The sequence below is a fragment of the Bartonella sp. AD24XZML genome (genome assembly GCF_042196485.1).
In the GTDB taxonomy this organism is placed as follows: Bacteria; Pseudomonadota; Alphaproteobacteria; order Rhizobiales; family Rhizobiaceae; genus Bartonella.
On record NZ_JBHIQH010000032.1, the window covers coordinates 1 to 5,797 of the forward strand.

The 5,797-nt window shown below is 41.3% G+C and carries 4 protein-coding genes and 1 pseudogene; all 5 read left to right on the forward strand.

Going from position 1 to position 5,797, the window contains the following annotated elements; genetic code table 11:
- Positions 1 to 111 precede the first annotated feature (111 nt).
- Positions 112 to 993 (forward strand): hypothetical protein, encoded by an 882-nt coding sequence (locus ACFIMX_RS02820; RefSeq protein ID WP_375694002.1) that lies wholly within the window; start codon positions 112 to 114, stop codon positions 991 to 993.
- 11 nt (positions 994 to 1,004) lie between these two features.
- The gene (locus tag ACFIMX_RS02825) at positions 1,005 to 2,561 is read left to right on the forward strand and encodes a hypothetical protein (RefSeq protein ID WP_375640216.1); all 1,557 of its coding nucleotides are present in this window, start codon (positions 1,005 to 1,007) and stop codon (positions 2,559 to 2,561) included.
- Positions 2,562 to 4,727: a hypothetical protein gene (locus ACFIMX_RS02830; RefSeq protein WP_375694003.1), complete on the forward strand. Its 2,166-nt coding sequence runs from the start codon at positions 2,562 to 2,564 to the stop codon at positions 4,725 to 4,727.
- Positions 4,724 to 5,386, forward strand: a complete 663-nt coding sequence (locus ACFIMX_RS02835) for a transglycosylase SLT domain-containing protein (RefSeq protein ID WP_375694004.1) — start codon at positions 4,724 to 4,726, stop codon at positions 5,384 to 5,386. The genes ACFIMX_RS02830 and ACFIMX_RS02835 overlap by 4 nt, the downstream gene beginning before the upstream one ends.
- Before the next feature lie 12 nt (positions 5,387 to 5,398).
- Positions 5,399 to 5,797, forward strand: a pseudogene (locus ACFIMX_RS02840) (phage tail protein); the annotation flags it as partial.

The following is a 5,797-nucleotide window of genomic DNA, read 5'->3' on the forward strand; positions in this document are numbered from 1 at the left end:
GTGAGAATGGGGCTTCTGAAATGGAGATCTTGGGTCGTTTGGGTTGGAAACGTGCATTGGACAAGCAAGGTTACAGCATAGGTATGCTTTATTATAGGAAGGAATTGTGACATGGGGAGCAGTAGATCAGCAACGACAGAACAGAAGCAGGTACAAACAAGCGCCCCTCCTACTTGGATGCAGAATGTATTTAAGCGTGGGAGTGCAGATGCGTATAACCTGTATAATACAGGGATGGGTGGTAATGTGTATGGGGGACCTCGTGTTGCACCTTTAAGTGCTCCAACTTATCAAGCAATTGGAGGTCTTGGAGCTATTCCTTATCAGTATCAGAATTATATGAATCATTTGATGAATACTCCAACATCGTCTGCGAGAAACCTGAACTGGATTGCATCTGGTGGTTTGATGGGACCGAATTCTCAATTTGATGAGGAACTTAAAGAGGGCTTAAGTGAAATAAGAAATAGTATTAATCGACAGTTTTTAGGTAGTGGTCTTTATGGCTCTAGTGCGCATAACAATGAGTTACAGAGGGGGCTTAATGATGAATTAGCTCGTATCAAGTATCGCCAGCGTGATAGAGATTTACAGCATATGATGCAAGCCAATTCGATGATTGATCAACTAAATGAAAACCGCTTAGGCATGATAGGCAACTTATTCCCCTCTTACAATAATGCCTATTCGAATATGTTGCAGGGGTCATCTGTTCTTAATGACTACAATCAACGCCTTGTTGATGCCAATAGAGAACGTTGGATGGAACAAGACAATAGGGGCTGGAATAGGTTGAATATGCTTATGAACGCCGGTCATGGTTTTGCAAGAAATTACGGCACGACGACGAATAATATGTCAGAATCTAAGATGCATGGTAACGACCCTTGGAAGAATTTTGCGGCAGTAGCAGGTCTTGCGACAAGTTTTATGGGGATTCCTGATATTTCTAAGCCTTTTGGAGCGTTTTTAGGCAAAAAATTCGGTGTATAGGAAAGAACGAAATGGAAAAAGGTTCTTGGTTAAATAATATTTCGCGTTTTTTTATTCCTCCTGATCAAGGTGAACATCCTTTAGTTAGAATGTCTAGAATAGGAGCAGATGGTTTAATACAATATAGTGCACATCTCCCACCTACAGTAAAACGTAATAAAAGGACATGGTCTATATTTTTGCAAGAAAGAGAACGCGAAGAGCGTGAAATGATGGAGGCAAGAGAGCGCGAAAAGCGTAAAGAGATCTATGGTCGAAAGTTGTTAGGAATGGTTATTCCGAAGCTTGGTGAGAGACCATTTGAAAAAATGAATATGTTGCAGAAAGTAATACAGCAGCATCAAGGTCCCGTTGTTCCTAGTGCGATTTCTATTAATAAACCGTTTAGTACAGGTTCTCTTTCTTCTCTTAACGTAGGTTCTGTAGTTCCTGATGGAATCTATCATGAGAAGAAAGAGCCCTATACGGTTCCTGAAGCAGAAGCGCAAATACCACTTGGCGTAGGTAATCACCCACCACTCCCTAATGCACAGGAGATTAAACAACTTACGCCTATAGAAGAGGCAACTCCAACTCCAACTCCAACACCACAGTCACAAACTTCTCCAGTAGATACTCGAACTGGTTTTGAAAAGTTTGTCGAGTCTGATTTTTATAAAAAGCTTCAAGATCTTTTTGCAGGTATGTCGGCAGCGCCCTCAGGCGGTTCTGGATGGGATACACTTGCAAGTGGTGTGAGACGTCTTAATGAAGGTGATAAACGAAGAGAACAAGTCAATCAAACCGTCGAGTATCTAACGTCCAAAGGCTACAGTGAAGAAGAAGCGCGGTTCATAGCTGGGAATAAAGATGCGTTGAATGCTTTTCTATTACAAAAAGTGAACGGTGGAAATAGGAATCCCCAATTTACCAATGATGGTAGGATGCTTGTGGAAGATCCGAATGCACCAGGTGGATATAGATATATTATGGTTGAAGGTGGTAAATCGTATGAGGAAGCTGAACGTGCAAAAGCTCTATATGCAAATAATATAGTACGGAAAAGTATTTTATTGAAAGATCTCACATATCTTGATGAGTACCTTAAGGAAAAAGGTGGGTATGCAACAGGTCTGATTGCTTGGATTAAAAGCATTGTTCCTGGATTGAAAGAAAATGGTGCAGATAAAGTCGTGAAATCAATTAAGGAACGTATAGCAAGTGATCGTATAGACGAACTGAAGCAATTATCAAGGACAGGAGGGGTAGGACTTGGAAATGTCAGTGATAAAGATCTTGACATGCTAAAGCATTCTTTAGGTGCACTAAGCATTGATATGAATGTAGAATTATTTACGCGGAATCTGAATCAAATAAGAGATGTTATTTCAAGACTATCGCCTGAAGCAAAAGCCTATTTACTAGGTGAAGATGCTAGTCACTCCTCTGCTAATCAGTCGATGCCGCAAGGAGGTGTTGAAAACTTGCCAACTATAAGTAGCAGAGAAGATATTAAAAAACTAGCTATTGGAGAAAGAGTATCCATACCAGACGGTAACTATATATATGACATTATTAGGGATAGATAAATGGTTCATCATAATAATACTCATCAAGATTTTCCAGATTTTGGTCCTGGAATAAGAGTTATACGCCGTATCCCTAAAGAGGAATACGAAACATCGGTAGAGGAACCATTTCCAGATTTTGGTCCTGGAATAAGAGTTATACGTCGTATTCCTAAAGATGAATACGAAACATCATCTCAACATCCCGAAATCACGCAAAGTGAAGCTTTTTGGAACTCTTTAAAGCATGGATTGAGTTTTAATTTAGATGATGAGATTGCGGGGATTACAGCGGCAGGACGTGATTCTGATGATCAGTGGGCAATAAGTGCTTTTTTGAATGGGCTTTACAACTATTGGACTGGAGATAAGAAAACCATAGAAAAATACGAGAAAGAAGCCAATAGACTACGTGATTATTATCGTAGGATGAGTGATCAACATTATTGGACTTCTTTTGCTGGAAATGCTTTAGGGTCGGCAATTCCTTCACTTGCGACTTTAGGAGGAGGGTTGTTAGCCTCAGGAGCACGCCTTGTAGCGCCTACACTTGCAAGGAATGTGGCGGGGTCAAAGTTAGGTCAAGCCTTTTTGAAAACTGGTCAGTCACTACCAAGTCGATTTGCAAGCCCGTTTTTAGGCATCACGAACAAAACAACATTACCTCATTTGCTTAAAGTAGGTGCAGCATCTGGTGCATTACATGGCGCAGGAGAAGGCGAAGGACTTTTAAATACACTTCAAACCACGGCATCTGGTGGAACTTTAGGAATGGGCGGGGCATTGGCTGGAAATATTGTAGGCAGTATGCTTGGTTCTACTGTTGGTGGAATACGAAGACTTTTTTCTCCTTCTCATACAAAAGAAGGTGTTGCAACAGATACGTTAAGAGCAATCAGTAAACATTTAGGCAATGAAGCTTCTGAAGATCTAGGAAAATCTTTTAAGAATGCAGTCTCTACCGATTATGTAGCTGATCACAGTCCTTTTTTACAAGATCTTGTTTTTGATATCGCGAAAAGAAACCAAGGGGCTTATCTTGATTTAACCAAGAGAGCTAAACAGAGAGCGCTGGGAGGAGGGGAGCGTATTCATCAGGCGGCTGATAAATACTTTGTTCCTCATCAAAATGTCACAGGTTTAAAAAATGATCTTATCGCGATTAGGAAAGCAGAACCACATACTCTTTACGAAATAGCCAAAAAAATACCAATAGGAGAACAGCATTATGGCGCTCTTAATGAATTAATGAAGCGTCCATATTTCAAACAGGCTTATAAAGAAGGGCTACAGGAATTCACGAGTAAGGTCAAAGAAGTTGATCCATTTTCTTCTGAAAAATTTAATCTCCTTAAAGAAAAGCCCAACATGGGAGTTCTCCATGAAACGAAGGTTAAACTTGGTCTTATGAGAGATGCAGCCGAGAAGATAGGAGATAACAGTAAAGTTCATACCTTAGTTGGCATTCAGAAAAAGTTATTAGAGCTTATGGATGATATATCGCCTAAATATAAGAAGGCACGATCATTGTATCATCAATATAGTTCACGTTTAGATGCCATGGATGAAGGTTCCAAAATCCTTAGCAAGTCGGTTAATAAGGATGAGTTCAGTAAAATCTTTGATGAATTACCAAAGGCACAACAAGAATACTTTAAAAAGGGCTCAAGGGCAGAACTTTTACAAGGTATGGGGCAAACAAAAGATGAAGTATCCAAGGCAAAGGAGATTTTTGGTACGAATGATCTGTATAAACGATTTGCAAAGATTTATGGAGCCGATAAAGCTTCTGCGGTCAAGAAGGTTATCGAAAAAGAAGCCGATTATGCAGATTTTTATAATAGAATACCAGGTCGTGTAGCGGATGAAAAAATATCTTTTATGCATAATGTTAGTGTTCCAACGAGTGAACGTGATGCAGCTATACAATTAGCAAAAGCTGCTGGGAAGGCTTCTTGGATTCCTTTCAAAAAAGCAGCGTCTAAAGAGCGTGAACGTATTGAAAAGGATGTTGTCAAATTGTTAACAGGGGGAACACAGATTAAGAATGATCAAATTGTCGATCTGATTCAACGTATGGTAAATGCGCATCATAAGGGATATGCGACGAAAGAGTGGGTGAAAAAGCGTTTTTCTGATTTGTTTAGATTAAGTGGAAACGAGGTTGTGAGGATGTTTAACCGATGACCCGTTCTAGTTCTTCTGTAGACCAAGCGATCCGTCAAGCAGCAGCGCGATATGGCTTACCAGAAAGCTATTTATACCGTGTTGCGCAAGTGGAAAGTGGAGGCAATCCGAATGCAAGGAATCCCCGTTCTTCTGCGGGTGGGTTGTATCAATTTATCGACAGCACAGCCAAACAATATGGTTTGCAAGACCGTTTTGACCCCATGCAAGCGGCAGATGCCATGGGGCGGTTGACGCTTGATAATCGCAATCATTTAAGCCGTCTGTTGGGAAGAGCGCCTAGTGAAGCGGAATTGTATTTAGCCCATCAACAAGGGGCAGGAGGAGCCGCGCGGCTTCTTCAAAATCCCCATGCCAATGCGGCGCAAATTGTTGGCAGTAATGCGGTTGGTTTGAATGGTGGCAACAGCGGTATGCGTGCAAGTGATTTTGTCAACCGCGTGCTACAGATGTATGGGGGGCAGCCTTATAGAGCAAGTCCTATAGCACAGAGAAGTTTTGGCAATAGAGACAACATGTTAGAGGTTTTACGGGCATTATTAGCATCACAATTAGCATCGCAAGAAGAGTCTTCGGAAGAAGAAGAGAGTGATGAAGATGATAACCTTTTGATGACGCCCTTCATGCGGGCATTTTACGGACCATTTTACCGAAATTAGGATTCATGAGAGATGTCGACGATTTATGATTGGTCGCTTAGAGCGGCGGATAATACGCGTTGTGATGCTTCAATTGATTGGTCTGAGGGGCAGCATCCTAGCAGTGTGAATAAGAGCGCCCGTGTGATGATGCAACGCGTAAAGGAATATTTATCGGATACGGGTGGTGCGCTTGAAGGGATTGTTACCAATGATCATGTTCAACAAACGAGTGTGATAAGACTTGCAAGCACCTCACAGTTTTTAGGTTATCAGAATGGTATCGTTTTGCGCTTTATGGCGACGGGCAGGAATGTTGGAGCAACCACAGTCTCCCTTAATTCTTTAGAGGGCAAGCCGGTTTATAAAGCAACAGAATTAGGGGTTGGTCCTTTATCAGGGGGCGAACTCCAAGAAGGGTGCATTTATACA